Raw genomic sequence first — 18,654 nt, 5'->3', positions numbered from 1 at the left:
ACCGCCGAGCCTTTGTGGCGAGGGGGCTTGCCCCCTCGCCACAAAGGCTCGCTCCCACAGGGGGGCGTAGTTATCGAGGGAGGATGTATTGTTCGATCGCCTGCGCCGCACCGTCCTCGGTATTGGCCCCGGTGACCACATCGGCCTGACGCCTTACCGCCTCCTCCGCCTGCCCCATGGCGATCGACAACCCGGCAACCTGAAACATCGCCGGGTCATTGCCGCCATCCCCGATCGCCGCCGTCTGTTCCAGCGGCACGCCGAGATGTCTGGCCAGCGCCACCAATGCCTCGCCCTTGTTGGCTTGCATGGCGGTCACATCCAGGTACACCGGTTGCGAGCGCGATACCTGTGCCTGGCCTACTACCTGCAATAACAGTCGCGCTTCAAGTTCGATCAACAATTGGGTGTTGTTGCTCGCGGCGACAATCTTGTCGATACGTTCCAGATACGGCTCGAAACTGTCGACCACCACCGGCGGATAGCCCAGGCCGTGCTGTTCGCGAGGCACCATCTGGCCGTTCGCATCCTTGACCAGCCAGTCGCCGCCACTGAACACCCACACCTCAACATCAGGCAGGTCGCAAAGCAGCGTCAATGTGGTTAACGCGGTAGTCGCCGGCAAATAGTGCGCGACGAGCAAACTGCCGTCCGGATTGACCAGCGTCCCGCCATTGAACGCCGCCGTCGGCAGGTCGACGCCCAACGCTTCAATGACTTGCAACATGGCTTTGGGTGGTCGGCCGGTGGCCAGGCTGAACAATACACCTGCCTCGCGCAACGAGCGGACCGCTTCGATGGTGCGCTGGCTCAGGCTGTGATCGGGCAGCAGCAAGGTGCCGTCCATGTCACTGAGCAGAAAACGGATGGGGCGTTGCGAGGTTTCCTTCATCCGAGGCGGTGCCAGACGCGACCGTCACGGGTGAGCAATTCTTCGCCGGCCTTGGGGCCGTTTTCCCCGGCGGCATAGCTCTGCACGCTGGAATCCTGCTGCCAGGCATCCAGGAACGGTTGCACGGCGCGCCAGCCGTTCTCGATGTTGTCGGCGCGCTGGAACAGCGTCTGGTCGCCCGTCAGGCAATCGTAGATCAGGGTCTCGTAGCCGGTAGACGGCTGCATCTCGAAGAAGTCCTTGTAGGCGAACCCCAGCTCGATGTTGTCCATTTTCAAGGCCTGACCAGGACGCTTGGCCAGCAGGTCGAACCACATGCCTTCGTTCGGCTGGATCTGAATGCGCAAATAGGTCGGCTGCAACTCATCGACCTCTGTATCGCGGAACTGCGCATAGGGCGCCGGCTTGAAGCAAATCACGATCTCGGTGTCACGCACGCTCATGCGCTTGCCGGTACGCAGGTAGAACGGCACGCCGACCCAACGCCAGTTATCGATCATGACCTTGAGGGCCACATAGGTTTCGGTATTGCTGTCGGGGGCGACGTTGTTTTCCTGGCGATAGCCCGGCAGTGCCTTGCCGTCGATCTCACCCACGGCGTATTGGCCGCGTACCGAGTTGGCGCGGGCCTCCTCGACCGTCCAGGGACGGATCGCGCCAACGACCTTGGCTTTCTCGCCGCGCACCGCATCGGCGCCAAACGCCGCGGGTGGCTCCATCGCCACCATCGCCAGCAACTGGAACAGGTGATTGGGCACCATGTCCCGCAGCGCACCGGTGTGCTCATAGAAACTGCCACGGGTTTCCACGCCGACGGTTTCGGCGGCGGTGATCTGCACGTGGTCGATGTAGTGATTGTTCCAGAACGCTTCGAACAGGCTGTTGGAGAACCGGCTGACCAGGATGTTCTGCACGGTCTCCTTGCCCAGGTAATGGTCGATCCGGTAGATCTGCTTTTCCGTCATCACCTTGAGCAGGCACGCGTTCAAGGCTTCCGCCGTATGCAGGTCGGAGCCGAAGGGTTTTTCGATCACTACCCTTCTGAATGCCTCGGGGGTTTCTTCCAGCAAGCCGGCCGAGCCGAGGCGGCGCACCACTTCACTGAAGAAACGCGGCGCGGTGGCCAGGTAGAACACCGCGTTGCCGGTACCACTGTCGGCAATTTTTGCCGCCAGCGCTTGATAAGTGCTGTCGTCCAGGAAATCGCCCTGGACGTAGCTGATGCCTTTGGCGAGCTTGGCCCACAGCGCCGGGTCAAGGGCTTGATCGCCCTTGCCGGTCCTGGTGGCCACCTCGTTGCGGATGAAGTCTTCGAGCTTTTTCGCGAAGCCTTCATCGCTGATGGCGTTGTGGTCAACGCCGATGATCCGCAGTCCATTCCCGAGTAAACCGTCACGGCTCAGGTTGTACAGCGCCGGCATCAGCAGGCGCTTGACCAGATCGCCGTGGGCGCCGAACAGGAACAGCGTGGTTGGCGGCGCGGGTTCAGCCTTGGATTTTCTGCGGATCGCGTGGGTCATTTTTTCGAGGTCTCCACATGGCCGCCGAAGCCGAAGCGCTGGGCCGAGAGAACCTTGTCGCCAAAGGTCCCTTGCCCACGCGAGCGGTAGCGAGAGAACAGCGAGTTCGACAGCACCGGCACCGGCACCGCTTGCTCCATCGCGGCTTCGATGGTCCATTGTCCTTCACCGCTGTCGGCCACGGACCCGGAGAAACCGTCAAGCTTCGGATCGCTGGCCAGGGCGTCGGCAGTCAGGTCCAGCAACCACGAGGACACCACGCTGCCACGACGCCAGACTTCGGCGATGTCGGCGACGTTCAGGTCGAAACGCTGGTCTTGCGGCAGGCTCTCGCTGTTTTTGGTCTTGAGGATGTCGAAGCCCTCGGCGAAGGCCTGCATCATTCCGTATTCGATGCCGTTGTGGATCATCTTCACGAAATGCCCGGCGCCGGCGGGACCGGCGTGAATGTAGCCGTGTTCGGCACGCTCGTCATCGGACTTGCGGTCCTTGGTGCGCGGGATGTCGCCCAGGCCCGGGGCCAGGGTTGCGAACAGCGGGTCGAGGCGTTTAACGGTCTCGGCATCGCCGCCGATCATCATGCAGTAACCGCGATCCAGGCCCCAGACGCCGCCGGACGTACCGACGTCGATGTAATGCAGGCCTTTTTCCGACAGGGTCTTCGCCCGGCGGATATCGTCCTTATAGAAGGTGTTGCCGCCGTCGATGATGGTGTCGCCGGCTTCGAGCAAGGTGCTCAGGGTGTCGATGGTTTCTTCGGTCGGCGCGCCTGCCGGCAGCATGACCCAGACCGCACGCGGCCTGGCCAGGCCAGCGACCAGCGCTGGCAGATCGGTGACGCCCGTGGAGCCTTCTGTGGCCAGGGCTTCGACAAAGGCGGTATTGCGGTCATAAACAACGGTGGTGTGCCCGTTGAGCATCAGGCGCCGCGCAATATTGCCGCCCATGCGGCCCAGTCCAATAATCCCGAGTTGCATGTGCTGATGCTCCCTACTACAAATAAAAGTGTGTCAAAGGTTATAGCCCAACGCGACTCATGAGGTTAGTCCAGAGCGTTGGCGTGAAGTTTCCGGGCATTGTGCCCGATCCTGATGGATAACGTCGGGAATCAAACCGAAGACACAACGACCATGAAAAATAAAAAAGTTCCCTTCGGGGGCAAAAGAAATCAAAATTGGCGCCGATAGTAGATCAGCCGTTGATTTCGAGGCGGTTCTACAGTTGAGACACGCCATTTGCGAGGTGAGCAATGGGCACAGTACATACCGCACTGCCAGCACAAACCCTTTACGTCACAATCCGTCGCGATGAATTGCGCCAGTTGAAGGACGAACGCGATCAATTGAAACAGGAGCTGGCGCAATTGCGGCTGCTGCTGCAAGCCGGTCAGACGCAGCCCCTGGCTGTGACGCAACGCGCCCCACTCGCCTGACCCCCTCCTTTCAAGCGGGAGCAGTCTGCACTGCTTCCGCGCCGGCTCGCGAACTTCTCCGAGCAGGCTTCCCGTCCCGCGCTAGCCACGAAGGCCGTTGGTGAAGTTAATTCCCAATTAACGGATTCGGCGGATAATGCCATTTCGACACTGCTTCATTGATTCATGGACGAAAGGCATCCGACATCTGTAGTGGGAGGCAAACCATGAAACGCACCGCATTGATTCTCGCCGGCCTGATGGCTTTGGGCTCAACCAGCGCTTTTGCCGAAGGTGGAGCCGAACGCATGCGCTATTACTACGAAAGCCTGCGACTGGCCCAGCAACAAGCCTTGGGCCACCCCATCCAAAGCACTGAGCTGCGGGTTCCGGACGATCAAACCGCACAAATGACTGAAACCTACAGACCGAAATGATCCATGGCCCCCTAGGGTCGCAGAAGACTGCCGGGCGTCTTGATGGACGCCCTTTTTTTGCCTGTTGAGTCAGAGGCTCTTGGTCCAGAACAGCATCCGCCCATGGGCCGGGTCGAACATGCCGGCGGCGAAACCGGCTTTTTCATACGAACCCTGCGCCACGGCATTGCCTTCCAGCACTTCCAGGGTGAGCTTGCAGCAGCCACGTTGACGGGCGATGTCCTCGACCTTTTGCAGCATCTTCTGGCTCAGGCCCAAGCCGCGAAATTTTTTCACCACCGACACATCGTGCACATTGACCAGCGGCCGGCAGGCAAAGGTCGAGAACCCCTCGAAGCAATTGACCAGCCCGGCCGGCTCGCCACCGACAAAGGCCAGCACACTGAAAGCGTGGGGGCGCCGGGCGAGCTCTGCCGGGAGTTGCGCCAGTACATTGGCTGGCAACGGCTGGCCGCCCCCCATCGGGTCCTCGGCGTAGTGGTTCAACACCAGACAAATAGCCTCGGCATGCACCGGATTGGTGTAACTGGCCTGAAGCACAAGAATTTCTGCGGAGTCCATTTCCATCCTCGATCACACATGAAGTAGCCCCCAGCATGTACTTCACGCTGAAGTGCCCGCTGACCATAGCGCGAGCACCGTGTTACCGACAATCGCAACCGTGCAAATCTTTGGCGCTCAAGCGCCCCAGATCAATGCCTCCGTCCATCCCAGCTCGGCAAAATCCTTGGCCCGCAAATGCGATTCACCGACGCAGAAAAACTCGTCGAGTTGCGGTGGCTTGATCGAGGTGCCGCTGAGCATGGCGTGAACCTGGCCGCGGTGATGGATCTGGTGTTCAAACAAATGGGACAGCAGGCGCAAGCGACTGTCGTGTTGCGGGGTGTCGCGGGCGATGGTCACGATTTTGCCGAGGTCGGCATCGCGCATCTGCTCGCAGTAGGCGATCAGCCGGCGGTCGACGTGGGCCTGTTCGCCAACCAGGTCCGTCGCCATGAGGCAGGGCTCGTCCTCCTTGAAAAACACCCGGCAATCGGGATGCGGATCGTCGCCGCGCAGTTCGCGCTCCAGGGCGTCCACATAAAACCAGTCACAGGTGAGGATGTGGTTGAGCGTGGCGCGGATCGTCGGGAAGAAGCTGACCCGGGGTGCGCTCAGTTCCTGCGGACTCAACTGATGCCAGGCCTTGGCCAGTCGGTGATTGGCCCAGGCGTTCTGATAGGCCATGGTCAGCAAATGGTGTGACAGGGGCTGATTCATGTTCGCTGCTCCCGATCAAATCCCGATCAAACTTCGGCAAACCGCTGCAGTTGCATTTCCTGCAATCGACTGAGGGTGCGGCGGAACGGGAATTCCAGATAACCCTCGGTGTAAAGCGATGCCATCGGCACCTGCGCCTCAAGGTACAGCGGCACTTTGCGGTCGTAGCACTCGTCGACCAGGGCAATGAACCGTCGCACACCGTCGTCATGCACCGACAACTGCGGCAACTCGCGATCCCCCGCTTCCACCCGTTCGACACCGTCCTCGGTGCCGCGGGCAATGCGCCCGGCGCGTTTCTGTGCGCTGAGGTTGGGCACGTCACTCAACAGAATAGCGCCGTAGGTATCACACAGGGCGATGAAATCCATAGCCGAGAAGGGTTGCTCGCACAGCGCGGCGTAACGGGTCCAGAGCACAGTCGGGCCGGCCTTGATCACCTCAAGGGAACGGTAGCCGACCTGGATCGGCTCGCTCGATACTGACTGGCCGACGCTTAGTACCTGGAACACTTCATCCAGCGCGCCGGGCCTGCCGGACTCGGCCACCCAATAACGTTGCGAACCGGCCCCCGGATGAAGGCGATGATCTTCCCCGCCATCCACCGCAATCACCTGCATGTGCTGCTTGATCGCCGCGATGGCGGGCATGAAGCGGTCGCGATTGAAGCCGTCGGCGTACAACTGGTCCGGCGGCAGATTGGACGTGCAGACCACCACTACGCCCTGTTCGAACATCACCTGGAACAGGCGCCCGAGAATGATCGCGTCGCCGATGTCGTTGACGAACAACTCATCAAAACACAGAACGCGCACTTCTTCGGCCAGTTCACGGGCCAACGCCTTGAGCGGATCGGCGGTACCGGTCAGTTGAAACGAGCGCTGGTGCACCCAGCCCATGAAGTGGTGAAAGTGCTGGCGCCGCGCTGGTACTCGCAGGCTTTGGTAGAACTGGTCCATCAACCAGGTCTTGCCCCGCCCCACCGGACCCCACAGGTACACGCCGGAAATCGGGGATCGGCCTTCGTGCAGCGCTTCGTGGCATTTTTGCAGGGCCCACACGGCATGTTCCTGGGCCTCGTCCTGGACGAAGCCCTTTTGTTCGATGGCATGCTGCCAGGCGCTTAAGGGGGAATCGATAGTCATGGGCGGCAGTATGCCATTGCGCATGAATAACGTGACCAGTGATCGGCAGTTTTATGCAGGAAGGAAAAGCGCCTTGACGCCTTAAATTACTCGCATCATATTTAATACATGTCGTATGTAATTTATTAGTCCTGTCGCCACCCCTCTGGAGTCATCCCATGCATTACAAAGTTTTCGGTCGTAAAACCGGCTTGCGGGTTTCCGAACTGGCGCTGGGCGCCGGTAATTTCGGTACCGGTTGGGGCCATGGCGCCGAGCGTGACGAAGCCAGGCGCATTTTTGATGGCTACCTGGAAGCCGGCGGCAACTTCATCGATACCGCCAATGGTTATCAGGGCGGACAGTCCGAGGCCATGCTCAGCGAATTCATTGCCGCAGAACGGGATCGCCTGGTCATCGCCACCAAATACACCCTTGGGACTACACCGGCGGCCAGCATTTCCCACACTGGCAACAGCCGCAAGAACATGGTGCGCGCCGTCGAAGAAAGCCTCAAACGGCTGAAGACCGAGCATATCGACCTGTTCTGGGCCCACATGAGCGACGGCGTCACGCCCATGGAAGAGATCTTGCGCGGGTTCGACGATCTGGTCAGTGCCGGCAAGATTCATTACGCCGGGCTGTCGAACTTCCCTGCGTGGCGCATCGCCCGCGCCGACCTGCTGGCCGAGGTACGTGGTTTTGCACCGATTGCCGCGATCCAGGTCGAGTACAGCCTCGCCGAACGCACCGCCGAGCGTGAACAACTGCCGATGGCCGAAGCCCTGGGCCTGGCCGTAACCTTGTGGTCGCCGCTGGGCGGCGGCTTCCTCACCGGTAAGTATCGCAACAGTGAAGGCGACAACCGCGCGAACAAGCTCGGCGTGCTGATTCACGCCGAAAAAAGCGCCCGGGAAACCGCCCTGCTCGACACCCTGATCGATGTCGCCGCAGAACTGGACGCCAGCCCGACTCACGTGGCCATTGCCTGGCTGCGGGAAAAGGCCAGGCGCTCGACCACGGCACTGATTCCGATCCTCGGTTCCCGGACCCGGGAGCAACTGGACGCCACGTTGGGCGCGCTGAATGTGCAGTTGAGCACCGAGCAACTGGCACGACTGGACGGCGTCAGTGACGTGGCCAAAGGCGTGCCGCACGAATCCATTTCCGGTTCGTTCGCACGGTTCAGCGGTGGTCAGATCCTGGATCTGCCGATCGTTCCGGTGGCCTGACACCCATTAAAACTGTAGGAGCGAGCCTGCTCGCGATGAGGCCCTGTCAGCCAACAGAGATGTTGAATGCAAGACCGCCATCGCGAGCAGGCTCAATATTCGCAGCATCCATCATGGGCCTGGCTTAGTTTGGTACCGTACTTCTCTACATAAGTCGGCGCAATACGACTGAACGCATGCACAAAACCTGGATTTCCATTCCCTTTTCCGTCAGAAAAAACACTAGGCATTATTTAGCATCCATATATCAATAGTTATCCATTACGGAACTTAGTAGCGAAACCCATCCCATACAATTAAAATAAAAATAAAATAAGCAGCCACCATCAGGCAAACAATATCCGCCCCCTAACTAGTCTCCTGACTCAAAAATAAACCTCCCATTTTAGCTACCTTTATATAGTCTGGCGTGACTTAGGGAAACTCTAAATAAACCCACTCTTTTGCACAATATCTGTCTGGAGCCCCCGTATTTCCAGAACTTATTTTGTTGGATGCTGGGCTTCTTCAGAACATTCCTACAGATCATTCATAAAAGTTGGCTTCCTACCCCAATTTTTTGGACCCTCGCAATATTTTGTTACTTCCTTATCATTTGATTTGCAATCTAAATAGTCAATCATAAATCCAACTGCAACAGCCGCACGACGCCTAAAATTCAAAGTTAAAAATTCAACCGCACCTTGTAATCAAGGACACTTCACAAGCTGCATTAGATATAAAGCTCCGCTGCTTCCCCGCATCAGCACGACAAGCAAAAACGCTTACCCCATTACCAAGTAGATGGTATACGGCGCAACCAGATAAAGCGCCTACCAAGTGAAAACGGCATTATCTTCGCCTACCCGAAATAAATGATCACCATCGCCCCTCGCCACTTTCCAGAGGGGCTCTTTATTTACGGGTCATTTCCCACCTGCATGATTACAAGGAAAACACATGTCGACGCTGGTCTATTACGTAGCTGCCACCCTGGATGGTTATATTGCCACTCAACAACACAAACTCGATTGGCTGGAGAACTTTGCGCTGGGGGATGATGCAACGGCCTATGATGATTTTTATCAGACGGTCGGAGCGGTGGTCATGGGGTCGCAGACCTATGACTGGATCATGTCGAACGCTCCCGATGACTGGCCCTACCAGGATGTACCCGCCTTTGTCATGAGCAACCGGAATCGGTCAGTCCCCGCCAATCTGGATATCACCTTCGTACGCGGTGATGCCGGGGCCATCGCGGCCAGGGCCAGGCAAGCGGCGAAGGGCAAGAATGTCTGGCTGGTCGGTGGCGGCAAAACGGCAGCTTGTTTTGCCGACGCCGGGGAATTGCAGCAGCTGTTCATCACCACCATTCCGATCTTTCTGGGCTCCGGCGTTCCCGTACTGCCCGTTGACCGCGCGCTTGAAGTCGTTCCCAGAAAACAGCGTACGCTGCAGAGCGGTGCCATGGAATGCGTCCTGGACGTGAAAGCGGATTAACGCCCACAAGACGATCGGGTATCGAAACTCGCAGCGTCGGACCCCAAGGAAGAAACCAGTGAAGCGTTTGGTATTGAGTATATGTTTGCTGGCCGTTGTCGCTCTGGCGAGTGTTCATGGAACAGGGATGGTGAAAACCGCCGCCCTGGCAGCCGCCGATGCTCGCGATATCAGATATCTGAATGTACGCAATAGCCTGGGCGTCATCGCCACCGCCCCCCACCCCACCGCGTCACCACGCCAGCCGCACGAATCCATTTCCGGTTCGTTCGCGCGGTTCAGTGGTGGCCAGATCCTTGACCTGCCATTCGTTCCAGTGGCCTGACACCCATCACGACTGTGGGAGCGAGCCTGCTCGCGAATGGGGAGTGTCAGTCTACCGCTGCACCAACTGACACACCGCTTTCGCGAGCAAGCCCGCTCCCACAGGGGGTTTGCGTTTTACTTATCGACCTTGTGTTTGGCCGCATACAGACACAGCATCTCCATCGCCAGCGTCGCCGCCGCCAGTGACGTGATCTCCGCGCTGTCATAGGCCGGAGCCACTTCCACCACGTCCATGCCCACCAGATTGATCCCGCGCAGACCGCCGAGAATCTCCAGCGCCTGCACCGTGCTCAAGCCGCCGCACACCGGTGTTCCGGTGCCCGGAGCGAACGCCGGATCGAGGCAGTCGATGTCGAAGGTCAGGTACACCGGGTTGTCGCCGACCCGAGCACGAATCGCCTCGACAATCGCCTCGCAGCCACGGCGATGCACCTGCCGCGCGTCCAGCACCTGAAAGCCCTGATGATCGTCATTGGTGGTGCGCAAGCCGATTTGTACCGAGCGCGACGGGTCCACCAGCCCTTCCCTGGCCGCGTGCCAGAACATGGTGCCATGGTCGATGCGCTTGCCCTCTTCGTCCGGCCAGGTGTCGCTGTGGGCGTCGAAGTGGATCAGCGACAGCGCCCCGTGCTTGCGGGCATGAGCCTTGAGCAGCGGATAGGTGATGAAATGGTCGCCGCCAAAGGTCAGCATCGCCGTGCCGGCGTTGAGGATGTGCTCGGCGTGGGCCTCAATCATTTCGGGCGTCGACTGCGGCGAGCCGAAATCAAAGTCGCAATCGCCGTAATCAATCACCGCCAGATGGTCGAACGGGTCGAAGGTCCATGGCCAGTGCCGCTCCCAGGCAATGCCGGTTGAGGCCGCACGAATGCCCCGTGGCCCGAAGCGCGCCCCGGGACGATTGCTGGTCGCCGTATCGAACGGCACACCACTGACCGCCACGTCGACCCCGCGCAAGTCGCGGCTGTAGCGTCGACGCATGAAGCTGGTGATGCCGCCGTAGGTGCTTTCAGCGGCCGTGCCGTAAAGGCTGTCACGGGTAATGGCTTGATCGTTCTGCACAGGGACGTCCATTTGAGGCTCCTTCATTTCTAGTTATTGGCGGCTACGGAAAGTGGTCCACAAGCGGGTGCGCTGGCGCATGTCCTTGAGGCTCATGCTGCGGTCGGCGTAAAGCCGCTCACGTACATCGGCGGGTGGGTAGATATCCGGATCGGTGCGCACCGCTTCATCCACCAGCGGCGTGGCAGCCTGGTTGGCGGTGGCAAAAAACAGCGTGTTGGTCAGCGCCGCAACGGACTCGGGGCGCAACATGAACTCGATGAACTGGCGGGCAGCCTCGGGGTGTGGCGCGTCCTTGGGAATCGCCAGGTTGTCCTGCCACACGATGGTGCCTTCCTTGGGAATCCGGTAGGCGATTTCATAGGGTTTGTTAGCCTTGCGCGCCTGATCAGCAGCCATGCTGGCGTCACCGTTGTAAGTCAGTGCAAGGCAGAGGCTGCCATTGGCCAGATCGTTGATCTGCCGCCCACTGGCGACGTAAAGCACCGAAGGCTGCAATTGATGCAATAACACTTGGGCCGCATCGAGATCGTGCTTATCGGTGCTGTACGGATCCTTGCCCAGATAATGCAATGCCAGGCCGATCACCTCCTGCGGTGAATCAATGACCGCGATGCCACAGTCCTTCAGCTTGCTGGCATATTCCGGCTTGAACAGCAGGTCCAGGCTGTTGAGCGGCACATTCGGCAAGCGTTCGCGCACCGCCTCGACATTCATCCCGAGCCCCAGGGTGCCCCAGGTATAGGGCACGCCATAGCGATTACCGGGATCGACCGCAGCCATCTTTTCCAACAGGTCGGGATCAAGATTGGCGTAGCCCTTCAGCCCCTCATGGGGGATGGCCTTGAGCGCGCCTGCCGCCAGGCCGCGAGCCAGGACACTGGACGACGGGACGACCACATCGTACCCACTGCCACCGGTGAGCAGCTTGGTTTCGAGTACCTCCGGCGCATCGAAGGTGTCGTAGCGCACATGAATCCCCGTCTCCTGCTCGAACCGTTGCAGGGTTTCAGGGGCGACGTAATCGGCCCAGCTGTACAGATTGACCACCTTGTCTTCGGCCTGGGCCGATGCGGCCATGGCAAGGAACAGCGCGGGTAAACACAGCTTGAACATGGGAGCCATGACGAACACCTGACCAGAGGAAGTGGTTGCAGGATGCGTCGTCGGATACATTGGTGAAATATCAAGTTAATTAACCTGACTTTATGACGGAGTAATGTTTGATGCTCGGCCAACTGCATGATCTGGATCTGCAATTGTTGCGTCTGTTTGTCAGCGTGGTGGAGTGCGGCGGCTTCAGCGCCGCCCAGGGCGAGTTGGGGTTGAGCCAGTCGAGCATCAGCCAGCAAATGGCCAAACTGGAAACCCGTCTCGGCTACCGCTTGTGCAGTCGCGGCAAGGGAGGGTTCCGGATCACGCCCAAGGGCGAACAACTCCTCAGCGCCACCCGTGGATTGTTCCAGTCCATCGAAGCCTTCCGTCATCAATCCAACGGCGTGGCCGGACGCTTGATCGGCGAAGTGCGCCTGGGTCTGTCCGAAGCCCTGGATCAATCGGTGCTACAACGGGTGGCCGAAGCGATCCGGCGTTTTCGTGAACGGGACGAGTCAGTGCGCATCGAACTGATCAGCGCCATGCCCGGTGAAATGGAGCGCCTGCTGCTGCAACAGCGCCTGGACCTGGCCATCGGCTATTTCTCGCAAGTGCAAAGCGCCTTTGACTACCGCCAATTGTTCATTGAAACCCAGCATCTGTATTGCGCCCCCGGCCATCCGCTGTTCAGCAACCCGGACCCGAGCGATCAGGATCTGCAGGCCAGCGACCGGGTCGATCACCCCTACCGTTTCCTGCGCAGTGACGAACCCTTCCAGGGCAAGCGGTGTTCGGCGCGTTCGGAACAGGTCGAAGGCACCCTCGCCTTCATTCTTTCCGGCAAGCATGTCGGCTATTTGCCCAGCCACTTCGCCCGTGGCTGGGAAGACAAGGGTTTGCTCAGGGCCGTGAGCCGAGGCGACATGAGTTTCGATGTCGCGTTTCATCTGGCCCGGCACCGGGCGCAGGTGGCCGGCGAGGCGCAGAAGGCATTCGAAGAGGATCTGCTCGCGGCGTTTGCCTGAACAGACCGTGGTCTACGCTGAAACAGTGCCGGTCCTCACCATGCAAAAATGCACAGATAACCTGCACTTATCCGGGTTGTACAAGGCAAATTTGCACTGATACGATCCGTCATCGCTCGCGCGCGAGCATCTCGATAAAGACAATAAAAGCAGGGAGTTAGTGATGACTGCTCAGGTTTCATCGAAGGGGGCGCAGTTCATGGATGCCATGCAAAACGAAGTGCTGGCCGAAGTGCGCAACCACATTGGTCATCTGACCCTCAACCGCCCCGCCGGCCTCAATGCCCTCACCCTGGACATGGTGCGCAACCTGCACCGCCAGCTCGACGCCTGGGCCCAGGATCCGCAAGTCCATGCCGTGGTCTTGCGTGGTGCCGGGGAAAAAGCCTTCTGTGCCGGCGGCGACATTCGCTCGCTGCATGACAGCTTCAAAAGCGGCGACACCCTGCACGAAGATTTCTTCGTCGAGGAATACGCCCTCGACCTCGCGATCCACCACTACCGCAAACCGGTGCTGGCCCTGATGGACGGTTTTGTCCTCGGCGGCGGCATGGGTCTGGTGCAAGGCGCAGACCTGCGCGTGGTCACCGAGAAAAGCCGCCTGGCCATGCCGGAAGTCGGCATCGGCTACTTCCCGGACGTCGGCGGCAGTTACTTCCTGCCGCGCATCCCCGGGGAACTGGGGATTTACCTCGGCGTCAGCGGCGTACAGATTCGCGCCGCCGATGCGCTGTATTGCGGTCTGGCCGACTGGTACCTCGAAAGCGTCAAGCTGGGCGCCCTGGACGAAAAACTCGACCAGCTCGAATGGCACGACACGCCACTCAAGGACCTACAAGGCCTGCTGGCAACACTCGCCGTGCAGCAACTGCCTGATGCGCCACTGGCGACCTTGCGCCCGGCCATCGACCAGTTCTTCGCCCAACCCGATGTGCCGAGTATTGTGAAGCAACTGCGTCAGGTAACGGTCGCCGACAGCCATGAGTGGGCGGTCACCACCGCCAACCTGCTGGAAACCCGCTCGCCGCTGGCCATGGCCGTGACCCTGGAAATGCTCCGTCGCGGACGCGAGCTGCCGCTGGAACAATGTTTCGCCCTTGAGCTGCATCTGGACCGCCAGTGGTTCGAACGCGGCGACCTGATCGAAGGCGTGCGCGCCTTGCTGATCGACAAAGACAAGACACCGCGCTGGAACCCGCCCACCCTCGAGGCGCTGGACGCCGAACACGTGGCGAGCTTCTTCAGCGAGTTTGACCAGAGCGAGAACTGAGCCATGCACGATATCGAATTGAGCGAAGAGCAAGTCATGATCCGCGACATGGCCCGGGATTTTGCCCGCGGCGAAATCGCGCCCCATGCCCAGGCCTGGGAAAAGGCCGGCTGGATCGATGACGGTCTGGTGGCGAAGATGGGCGAACTGGGCCTGCTGGGCATGGTGGTCCCCGAGGAATGGGGTGGCACCTATGTCGACTACGTCGCCTACGCCCTGGCGGTAGAAGAGATTTCCGCCGGCGACGGTGCTACCGGCGCCTTCATGAGCATCCACAACTCCGTGGGCTGCGGGCCGGTGCTCAACTACGGCAGCGAAGAACAGAAACAGACCTGGCTGGCGGACCTGGCCAGCGGCAAGGTCATCGGCTGCTTCTGCCTGACCGAGCCCCAGGCCGGTTCCGAGGCGCACAACCTGCGCACCCGTGCAGAACTGCGTGACGGCCAGTGGGTGATCAACGGCGCCAAGCAGTTCGTCAGCAATGGCAAGCGCGCCAAGCTGGCGATTGTGTTTGCCGTAACCGATCCGGACCTGGGCAAACGTGGCATCTCGGCGTTCCTGGTGCCGACCGACACTGCCGGTTTTATCGTCGACCGCACCGAACACAAGATGGGCATCCGTGCCTCCGACACCTGCGCTGTGACCCTGAACAACTGCACCATTCCCGAAGCCAATCTGTTAGGTGAGCGCGGCAAGGGTCTTGCCATTGCCCTGTCCAACCTCGAAGGCGGGCGAATCGGTATCGCCGCTCAGGCGCTGGGCATCGCCCGCGCTGCGTTTGAAGCGGCGCTGGCCTATTCCCGTGATCGTGTGCAGTTCGGCAAAACGATCAATGAGCACCAGAGCATCGCCAATTTGCTGGCCGACATGCACATGCAATTGAACGCCGCTCGGTTGATGATCCTGCACGCCGCACGCCTGCGCACGGCCGGCAAACCCTGTCTGTCGGAGGCGTCACAAGCCAAGCTGTTTGCTTCGGAAATGGCGGAAAAGGTCTGCTCGTCCGCCATTCAGATTCATGGCGGCTATGGCTACCTGGAAGACTATCCGGTGGAGAAGTACTACCGGGATGCCCGGATCACACAGATCTACGAAGGGTCGAGCGAGATTCAGCGGATGGTGATTGCACGCGAACTGAAGAACTACCTGGTTTGAAGCCCTGAAAGCATCGCGAGCCTGCTCGCTCCCACGCGGAGATCCAATGTGGGAGCGAGCCTGCTCGCGATGAGGTCAGCGAAGACGCCGCATTACTTACCTTGGAATTCAGCCTCGCGCTTGGCAATAAACGCCGCCATCCCTTCCTTCTGATCCTGCGTCGCAAATGCCGCATGGAACACCCGGCGCTCAAAGCGCACACCTTCGGCCAGGCTCACTTCAAAGGCACGGTTGACGCTTTCCTTGACCATCATCGCAATCGGCAACGACTTCTTGGCGATCAGCGCCGCGACTTTCAGCGCTTCGTCCAGCAGCTCATCGCTCGGCACGATACGCGCCACGATGCCGCAACGCTCCGCTTCCACGGCATCGATCAGACGACCGCTCAGGCACATTTCCATGGCCTTTGCCTTGCCCACGGCGCGGGTCAGGCGCTGGGTGCCGCCCATGCCCGGCAACACGCCGAGGTTGATTTCCGGCTGGCCGAATCTGGCGTTGTCACCGGCCAGGATGAAGTCGCACATCAGCGCCAGTTCGCAGCCACCGCCCAAAGCGAAACCATTGACCGCCGCGATGATCGGCTTGCGGCGGTTGGCCACGCGATCGCTGTCGCTGAACAGGTCGTCGATGTAGATCTGCGGATAGGTCAGCTCGGCCATTTCCTTGATGTCGGCACCGGCGGCGAAGGCTTTTTTCGAACCTGTCAGGACGATGCAGCCGATGTTCGAGTCCGCCTCGAAGCCATCGAGGGCCTGATTCAGTTCGCTGACGATCTGCGCATTCAACGCGTTCAACGCTTGTGGACGGTTGAGAGTGATCAGGCCAACGCGGCCGTGGGTTTCCAGCAAAATCGTTTCATAGCTCACAGGGGACTCCTTCTTATAGATTGCGCGAAATGACCATGCGCTGAATATCGCTGGTGCCTTCGTAGATCTGGCAGACCCGCACGTCACGGTAGATCCGTTCCAGCGGGAAGTCGTTGAGGTAACCGTAACCGCCAAGGGTTTGCAGCGCCGAGGAGCATACCTTCTCGGCCATTTCCGAGGCGAACAGTTTGGCCATCGACGCTTCGACCAGGGCCGGCTTGCCGCTGTCACGCAGGGCGGCGGCGTAGTGCACCATTTGCCGCGCCACGGCGATCTGGGTCGCCATGTCCGCCAGACGGAAGGCCACGGCCTGGTGCTCGATGATCGGCTTGCCGAAGCTCTCGCGTTCGCGGGCGTAGTCGCGAGCCGCTTCGAATGCGGCGCGGGCCATGCCCACCGATTGCGAAGCGATGCCGACGCGGCCGCCTTCAAGGTTGGCCAGGGCAATCCTGTAGCCATCGCCCTCCTCGCCCAAACGATTGGCCACCGGCACCTTCACGTCTTCGAAGAGAATCTGGCAGGTGTCGGACGCATGCTGGCCGAGCTTGTCCTCGACCCGCGCAACGGTATAGCCCGGCGAGTCGGTCGGCACGATAAAGGCGCTGATGCCGCGTTTGCCAGCGCTCGGATCGGTCACCGCAAACACGATCACCACCCCGGCATTCTGCCCGGAGGTGATGAATTGCTTGCAGCCGTTGAGCACGTAATGATCGCCTTCCAGGCGCGCACGGGTTTTCAGGCCGCTGGCGTCGGAACCGGCCTGGGGCTCGGTCAGGGCGAAAGCGCCGAGCATCGCACCGCTGGCCAGCGGTTTGAGAAAGCGCTCTTTCTGCTCATCGGTGCCGTATTTGAGGATCGGCACACAGCCCACGGAGTTGTGCACGCTCATGATGGTCGAGCAGGCGCCATCGCCGGCGGCGATTTCTTCCAGGGCCATGGCGTAAGCCAGGTAACCGGTGTCGCATCCGCCCCACTGCTCCGGCACCAGCATGCCGAAGAAGCCCAACCCGGCCATCTCGCCGATGGCTTCCTTGGGAAAGCGATGCTCGCGGTCCCATTCGGCGGCGAACGGTTTCAGCCGTTCCTGGGCAAAGTCCCGGGCCATGTCGCGGATTTGTTGTTGGTCGTCATTGGGGATCATGGTGAATCCTTGAATCTGGTTACGACGCAGAACCCTGTGGGAGCGGGCTTGCTCCGGGCGGCGTTCCGACGAAAGCGGTGTGTCATTCAACAAAGATGTCGACTGACACGGCCTCTTCGCGAGCAAGCCCGCTCCCACATGGGATTGGCGTCAGTTTCAGTAGAGGCATTCCACGGCCATGGCCGTCGCTTCACCGCCGCCGATACAAATCGCTGCAACGCCGCGCTTCAGGCCTTTCTGGCGCAGGGCCGAAAGCAGGGTCACCAGAATCCGCGCGCCGGACGCCCCGATCGGGTGACCGAGGGCGCAAGCACCGCCGTGCACGTTGAGCTTCTCGTGGGGGATTTCCAGATGAGTCATCGCGGCCATGCCGACCACGGCGAAGGCTTCGTTGACTTCCACCAGATCGACGTCATTGAGCGACCAGCCGGTTTTCTTCATCAACTTCTTGATCGCACCGATTGGCGCCACCGGGAATAGGCCCGGGGTGTCGGCGAATGCGGCGTGGCCATGAATCACCGCCAAGGGTTTCAGGCCTTGCTTCTGTGCCTGCGACTGGCGCATCAGCACCAATGCCGCAGCACCGTCGGAGATCGAACTGGAGTTGGCCGCCGTCACCGTACCGCCATCGCGGAACGCCGGTTTCAACGAAGCGATCTTGTCCAGCCTGGCTTTTGGCGGCTGCTCGTCATTGCTGATCACCACCTGCTCTTTGCCGACCGTCACGGTCAGCGGCACGATTTCGGCCTTGAAGCTGCCGTCCTTGATCGCCTGCTGCGCGCGAGTGGTCGAGGCAATGGCGAACGCGTCCTGGGCTTCACGGCTGAAGCTGTTGGTTTCGGCGCATTCTTCGGCGAAGGTGCCCATCAGGCGGCCCTTGTCGTAGGCGTCTTCGAGGCCGTCAAGGAACATCGAGTCCTGCACCCGGCCATGGCCCATGCGGTAGCCAGCACGGGCGCGGTCCAGCAGGTAAGGCGCGTTGGACATGCTTTCCATGCCACCGGCGACCACCACATCGGCACTGCCCGCCACCAGCATGTCATGGGCCAGAATCGCCGCTTCCATGCCGGAACCGCACATCTTGTTCAGGGTGGTGCAGCGGGTCGATTTATCCAGCCCCGCGCCCAGCGCCGCCTGACGCGCAGGGGCCTGGCCAAGACCTGCCGGCAGCACGCAGCCGAACAACACTTCGTCGACAGAATCGCTGGCAACGCCAGCGCGTTCCACCGCTGCTTTGATGGCCGCCGCGCCGAGTTGCGGCGCGGTCAGGCTTTTCAGTTCGCCCTGGAAGCCGCCCATCGGGGTGCGGACGGCGCTGACGATAACAATTGGATCGTTGGAAATAGTCATGACAAATC

At 60.3% G+C, this 18,654-nt stretch carries 19 protein-coding genes; 8 read left to right on the top strand and 11 right to left on the bottom strand.

Features of this window, described 5'->3' with window-relative positions; genetic code table 11:
- Window positions 1-70: 70 nt before the first annotated feature.
- Genes AC1DVE_RS09070 through gnd form a run of 3 tightly spaced genes read right to left on the bottom strand, consistent with a single transcriptional unit; the run spans window position 71 to window position 3,389 of the window.
- Window positions 71-892 carry an HAD family hydrolase gene (locus AC1DVE_RS09070; protein WP_223457089.1) on the bottom strand — a complete coding sequence of 274 codons (822 nt, stop codon included), beginning with the start codon at window positions 890-892 and terminating at the stop codon, window positions 71-73.
- Window positions 889-2,412 (bottom strand): glucose-6-phosphate dehydrogenase, encoded by a 1,524-nt coding sequence (gene zwf / locus AC1DVE_RS09065; RefSeq protein WP_223457087.1) that lies wholly within the window; start codon window positions 2,410-2,412, stop codon window positions 889-891. The genes AC1DVE_RS09070 and zwf overlap by 4 nt, the downstream gene beginning before the upstream one ends.
- Complete coding sequence (gene gnd, locus AC1DVE_RS09060; protein ID WP_223457085.1) at window positions 2,409-3,389, bottom strand: phosphogluconate dehydrogenase (NAD(+)-dependent, decarboxylating); 981 nt, start codon at window positions 3,387-3,389, stop codon at window positions 2,409-2,411. Before gnd ends, zwf begins: the two co-directional genes overlap by 4 nt.
- 272 nt (window positions 3,390-3,661) lie before the next feature.
- Between gnd and AC1DVE_RS09055 the strand changes: the two genes are divergently transcribed.
- Together AC1DVE_RS09055 and AC1DVE_RS09050 are read left to right on the top strand one after the other, a co-directional pair.
- The gene (locus AC1DVE_RS09055; RefSeq protein ID WP_108228275.1) at window positions 3,662-3,844 is read left to right on the top strand and encodes a DUF6026 family protein; all 183 of its coding nucleotides are present in this window, start codon (window positions 3,662-3,664) and stop codon (window positions 3,842-3,844) included.
- A 206-nt stretch (window positions 3,845-4,050) separates the two neighbouring features.
- On the top strand, window positions 4,051-4,260 hold the full coding sequence (locus AC1DVE_RS09050; protein ID WP_223457083.1) for a hypothetical protein: 210 nt from the start codon (window positions 4,051-4,053) through the stop codon (window positions 4,258-4,260).
- Between the two features lie 69 nt (window positions 4,261-4,329).
- Here the strand turns inward: AC1DVE_RS09050 and AC1DVE_RS09045 are convergent, their stop codons facing one another.
- The 3 genes from AC1DVE_RS09045 to zapE form a co-directional block, all read right to left on the bottom strand.
- Window positions 4,330-4,821, bottom strand: a complete 492-nt coding sequence (locus AC1DVE_RS09045) for a GNAT family N-acetyltransferase (RefSeq protein WP_150723745.1) — start codon at window positions 4,819-4,821, stop codon at window positions 4,330-4,332.
- 117 nt (window positions 4,822-4,938) lie between these two features.
- On the bottom strand, window positions 4,939-5,520 hold the full coding sequence (locus tag AC1DVE_RS09040) for a DinB family protein (RefSeq protein ID WP_223457081.1): 582 nt from the start codon (window positions 5,518-5,520) through the stop codon (window positions 4,939-4,941).
- Window positions 5,521-5,546: 26 nt separating this feature from the next.
- Window positions 5,547-6,665 carry a cell division protein ZapE gene (gene zapE / locus AC1DVE_RS09035; protein ID WP_223457079.1) on the bottom strand — a complete coding sequence of 373 codons (1,119 nt, stop codon included), beginning with the start codon at window positions 6,663-6,665 and terminating at the stop codon, window positions 5,547-5,549.
- Window positions 6,666-6,823: 158 nt separating this feature from the next.
- Between zapE and AC1DVE_RS09030 the strand changes: the two genes are divergently transcribed.
- From AC1DVE_RS09030 to AC1DVE_RS09020, 3 genes are all read left to right on the top strand, one after another.
- On the top strand, window positions 6,824-7,876 hold the full coding sequence (locus AC1DVE_RS09030; RefSeq protein WP_223457077.1) for an aldo/keto reductase: 1,053 nt from the start codon (window positions 6,824-6,826) through the stop codon (window positions 7,874-7,876).
- Between the two features lie 939 nt (window positions 7,877-8,815).
- Window positions 8,816-9,355 (top strand): dihydrofolate reductase family protein, encoded by a 540-nt coding sequence (locus tag AC1DVE_RS09025; protein ID WP_223457075.1) that lies wholly within the window; start codon window positions 8,816-8,818, stop codon window positions 9,353-9,355.
- Window positions 9,356-9,482: 127 nt separating this feature from the next.
- Entirely contained in the window at window positions 9,483-9,680 is a 198-nt protein-coding gene (locus tag AC1DVE_RS09020; RefSeq protein WP_223457073.1) for a hypothetical protein, read from the top strand.
- Between the two features lie 116 nt (window positions 9,681-9,796).
- Here AC1DVE_RS09020 and speB read toward each other — a convergent pair whose 3' ends face one another.
- Entirely contained in the window at window positions 9,797-10,756 is a 960-nt protein-coding gene (gene speB / locus AC1DVE_RS09015; protein WP_223457071.1) for an agmatinase, read from the bottom strand.
- Window positions 10,757-10,777: 21 nt separating this feature from the next.
- Window positions 10,778-11,869: a polyamine ABC transporter substrate-binding protein gene (locus tag AC1DVE_RS09010; RefSeq protein WP_223533431.1), complete on the bottom strand. Its 1,092-nt coding sequence runs from the start codon at window positions 11,867-11,869 to the stop codon at window positions 10,778-10,780.
- A 101-nt stretch (window positions 11,870-11,970) separates the two neighbouring features.
- Here AC1DVE_RS09010 and AC1DVE_RS09005 point away from each other — a divergent pair, with 101 nt between their 5' ends.
- The 3 genes from AC1DVE_RS09005 (at window position 11,971) to AC1DVE_RS08995 (ending at window position 15,289) form a co-directional block, all read left to right on the top strand.
- Window positions 11,971-12,864: a LysR family transcriptional regulator gene (locus AC1DVE_RS09005; RefSeq protein ID WP_223457068.1), complete on the top strand. Its 894-nt coding sequence runs from the start codon at window positions 11,971-11,973 to the stop codon at window positions 12,862-12,864.
- A gap of 163 nt (window positions 12,865-13,027) precedes the next feature.
- Window positions 13,028-14,134 (top strand): enoyl-CoA hydratase/isomerase family protein, encoded by a 1,107-nt coding sequence (locus tag AC1DVE_RS09000; RefSeq protein ID WP_223457066.1) that lies wholly within the window; start codon window positions 13,028-13,030, stop codon window positions 14,132-14,134.
- A 3-nt stretch (window positions 14,135-14,137) separates the two neighbouring features.
- Window positions 14,138-15,289 (top strand): acyl-CoA dehydrogenase family protein, encoded by a 1,152-nt coding sequence (locus tag AC1DVE_RS08995; protein ID WP_007970104.1) that lies wholly within the window; start codon window positions 14,138-14,140, stop codon window positions 15,287-15,289.
- 92 nt (window positions 15,290-15,381) lie between these two features.
- On the opposite strand, the gene AC1DVE_RS08990 is transcribed toward AC1DVE_RS08995, so the two are convergent.
- From AC1DVE_RS08990 to AC1DVE_RS08980, 3 genes are all read right to left on the bottom strand, one after another.
- Window positions 15,382-16,155, bottom strand: coding sequence for an enoyl-CoA hydratase (locus AC1DVE_RS08990; RefSeq protein ID WP_057714717.1), 774 nt, complete (start codon window positions 16,153-16,155; stop codon window positions 15,382-15,384).
- Between the two features lie 13 nt (window positions 16,156-16,168).
- The gene (locus AC1DVE_RS08985) at window positions 16,169-17,296 is read right to left on the bottom strand and encodes an acyl-CoA dehydrogenase (protein ID WP_223457064.1); all 1,128 of its coding nucleotides are present in this window, start codon (window positions 17,294-17,296) and stop codon (window positions 16,169-16,171) included.
- A gap of 156 nt (window positions 17,297-17,452) precedes the next feature.
- Window positions 17,453-18,646 carry an acetyl-CoA C-acyltransferase gene (locus tag AC1DVE_RS08980; RefSeq protein WP_223457062.1) on the bottom strand — a complete coding sequence of 398 codons (1,194 nt, stop codon included), beginning with the start codon at window positions 18,644-18,646 and terminating at the stop codon, window positions 17,453-17,455.
- Between the last annotated feature and the right edge of the window lie 8 nt (window positions 18,647-18,654).

This window comes from Pseudomonas sp. P4_B4 (assembly GCF_056402255.1).
The sequence above is the reverse complement of the archived record's forward strand: the minus strand, read 5'-3'. Positions and strand labels throughout refer to the sequence as shown.

Bases quoted from the DNA above. Each gene is read 5' to 3' on its own strand.
- zwf (WP_223457087.1), bottom strand. From the start codon at position 2,412: ATGACCCACGCGATCCGCAGAAAATCCAAGGCTGAACCCGCGCCGCCA.
- AC1DVE_RS09020 (WP_223457073.1), top strand. From the start codon at position 9,483: ATGGTGAAAACCGCCGCCCTGGCAGCCGCCGATGCTCGCGATATCAGA.
- AC1DVE_RS09070 (WP_223457089.1), bottom strand. From the start codon at position 892: ATGAAGGAAACCTCGCAACGCCCCATCCGTTTTCTGCTCAGTGACATG.
- AC1DVE_RS08985 (WP_223457064.1), bottom strand. From the start codon at position 17,296: ATGATCCCCAATGACGACCAACAACAAATCCGCGACATGGCCCGGGAC.
- AC1DVE_RS09045 (WP_150723745.1), bottom strand. From the start codon at position 4,821: ATGGACTCCGCAGAAATTCTTGTGCTTCAGGCCAGTTACACCAATCCG.
- AC1DVE_RS09040 (WP_223457081.1), bottom strand. From the start codon at position 5,520: ATGAATCAGCCCCTGTCACACCATTTGCTGACCATGGCCTATCAGAAC.
- AC1DVE_RS09055 (WP_108228275.1), top strand. From the start codon at position 3,662: ATGGGCACAGTACATACCGCACTGCCAGCACAAACCCTTTACGTCACA.
- AC1DVE_RS09025 (WP_223457075.1), top strand. From the start codon at position 8,816: ATGTCGACGCTGGTCTATTACGTAGCTGCCACCCTGGATGGTTATATT.
- zapE (WP_223457079.1), bottom strand. From the start codon at position 6,665: ATGACTATCGATTCCCCCTTAAGCGCCTGGCAGCATGCCATCGAACAA.
- AC1DVE_RS08980 (WP_223457062.1), bottom strand. From the start codon at position 18,646: ATGACTATTTCCAACGATCCAATTGTTATCGTCAGCGCCGTCCGCACC.
- AC1DVE_RS08995 (WP_007970104.1), top strand. From the start codon at position 14,138: ATGCACGATATCGAATTGAGCGAAGAGCAAGTCATGATCCGCGACATG.
- speB (WP_223457071.1), bottom strand. From the start codon at position 10,756: ATGGACGTCCCTGTGCAGAACGATCAAGCCATTACCCGTGACAGCCTT.
- AC1DVE_RS09005 (WP_223457068.1), top strand. From the start codon at position 11,971: ATGCTCGGCCAACTGCATGATCTGGATCTGCAATTGTTGCGTCTGTTT.
- AC1DVE_RS09010 (WP_223533431.1), bottom strand. From the start codon at position 11,869: ATGGCTCCCATGTTCAAGCTGTGTTTACCCGCGCTGTTCCTTGCCATG.
- gnd (WP_223457085.1), bottom strand. From the start codon at position 3,389: ATGCAACTCGGGATTATTGGACTGGGCCGCATGGGCGGCAATATTGCG.
- AC1DVE_RS09050 (WP_223457083.1), top strand. From the start codon at position 4,051: ATGAAACGCACCGCATTGATTCTCGCCGGCCTGATGGCTTTGGGCTCA.
- AC1DVE_RS09000 (WP_223457066.1), top strand. From the start codon at position 13,028: ATGACTGCTCAGGTTTCATCGAAGGGGGCGCAGTTCATGGATGCCATG.
- AC1DVE_RS09030 (WP_223457077.1), top strand. From the start codon at position 6,824: ATGCATTACAAAGTTTTCGGTCGTAAAACCGGCTTGCGGGTTTCCGAA.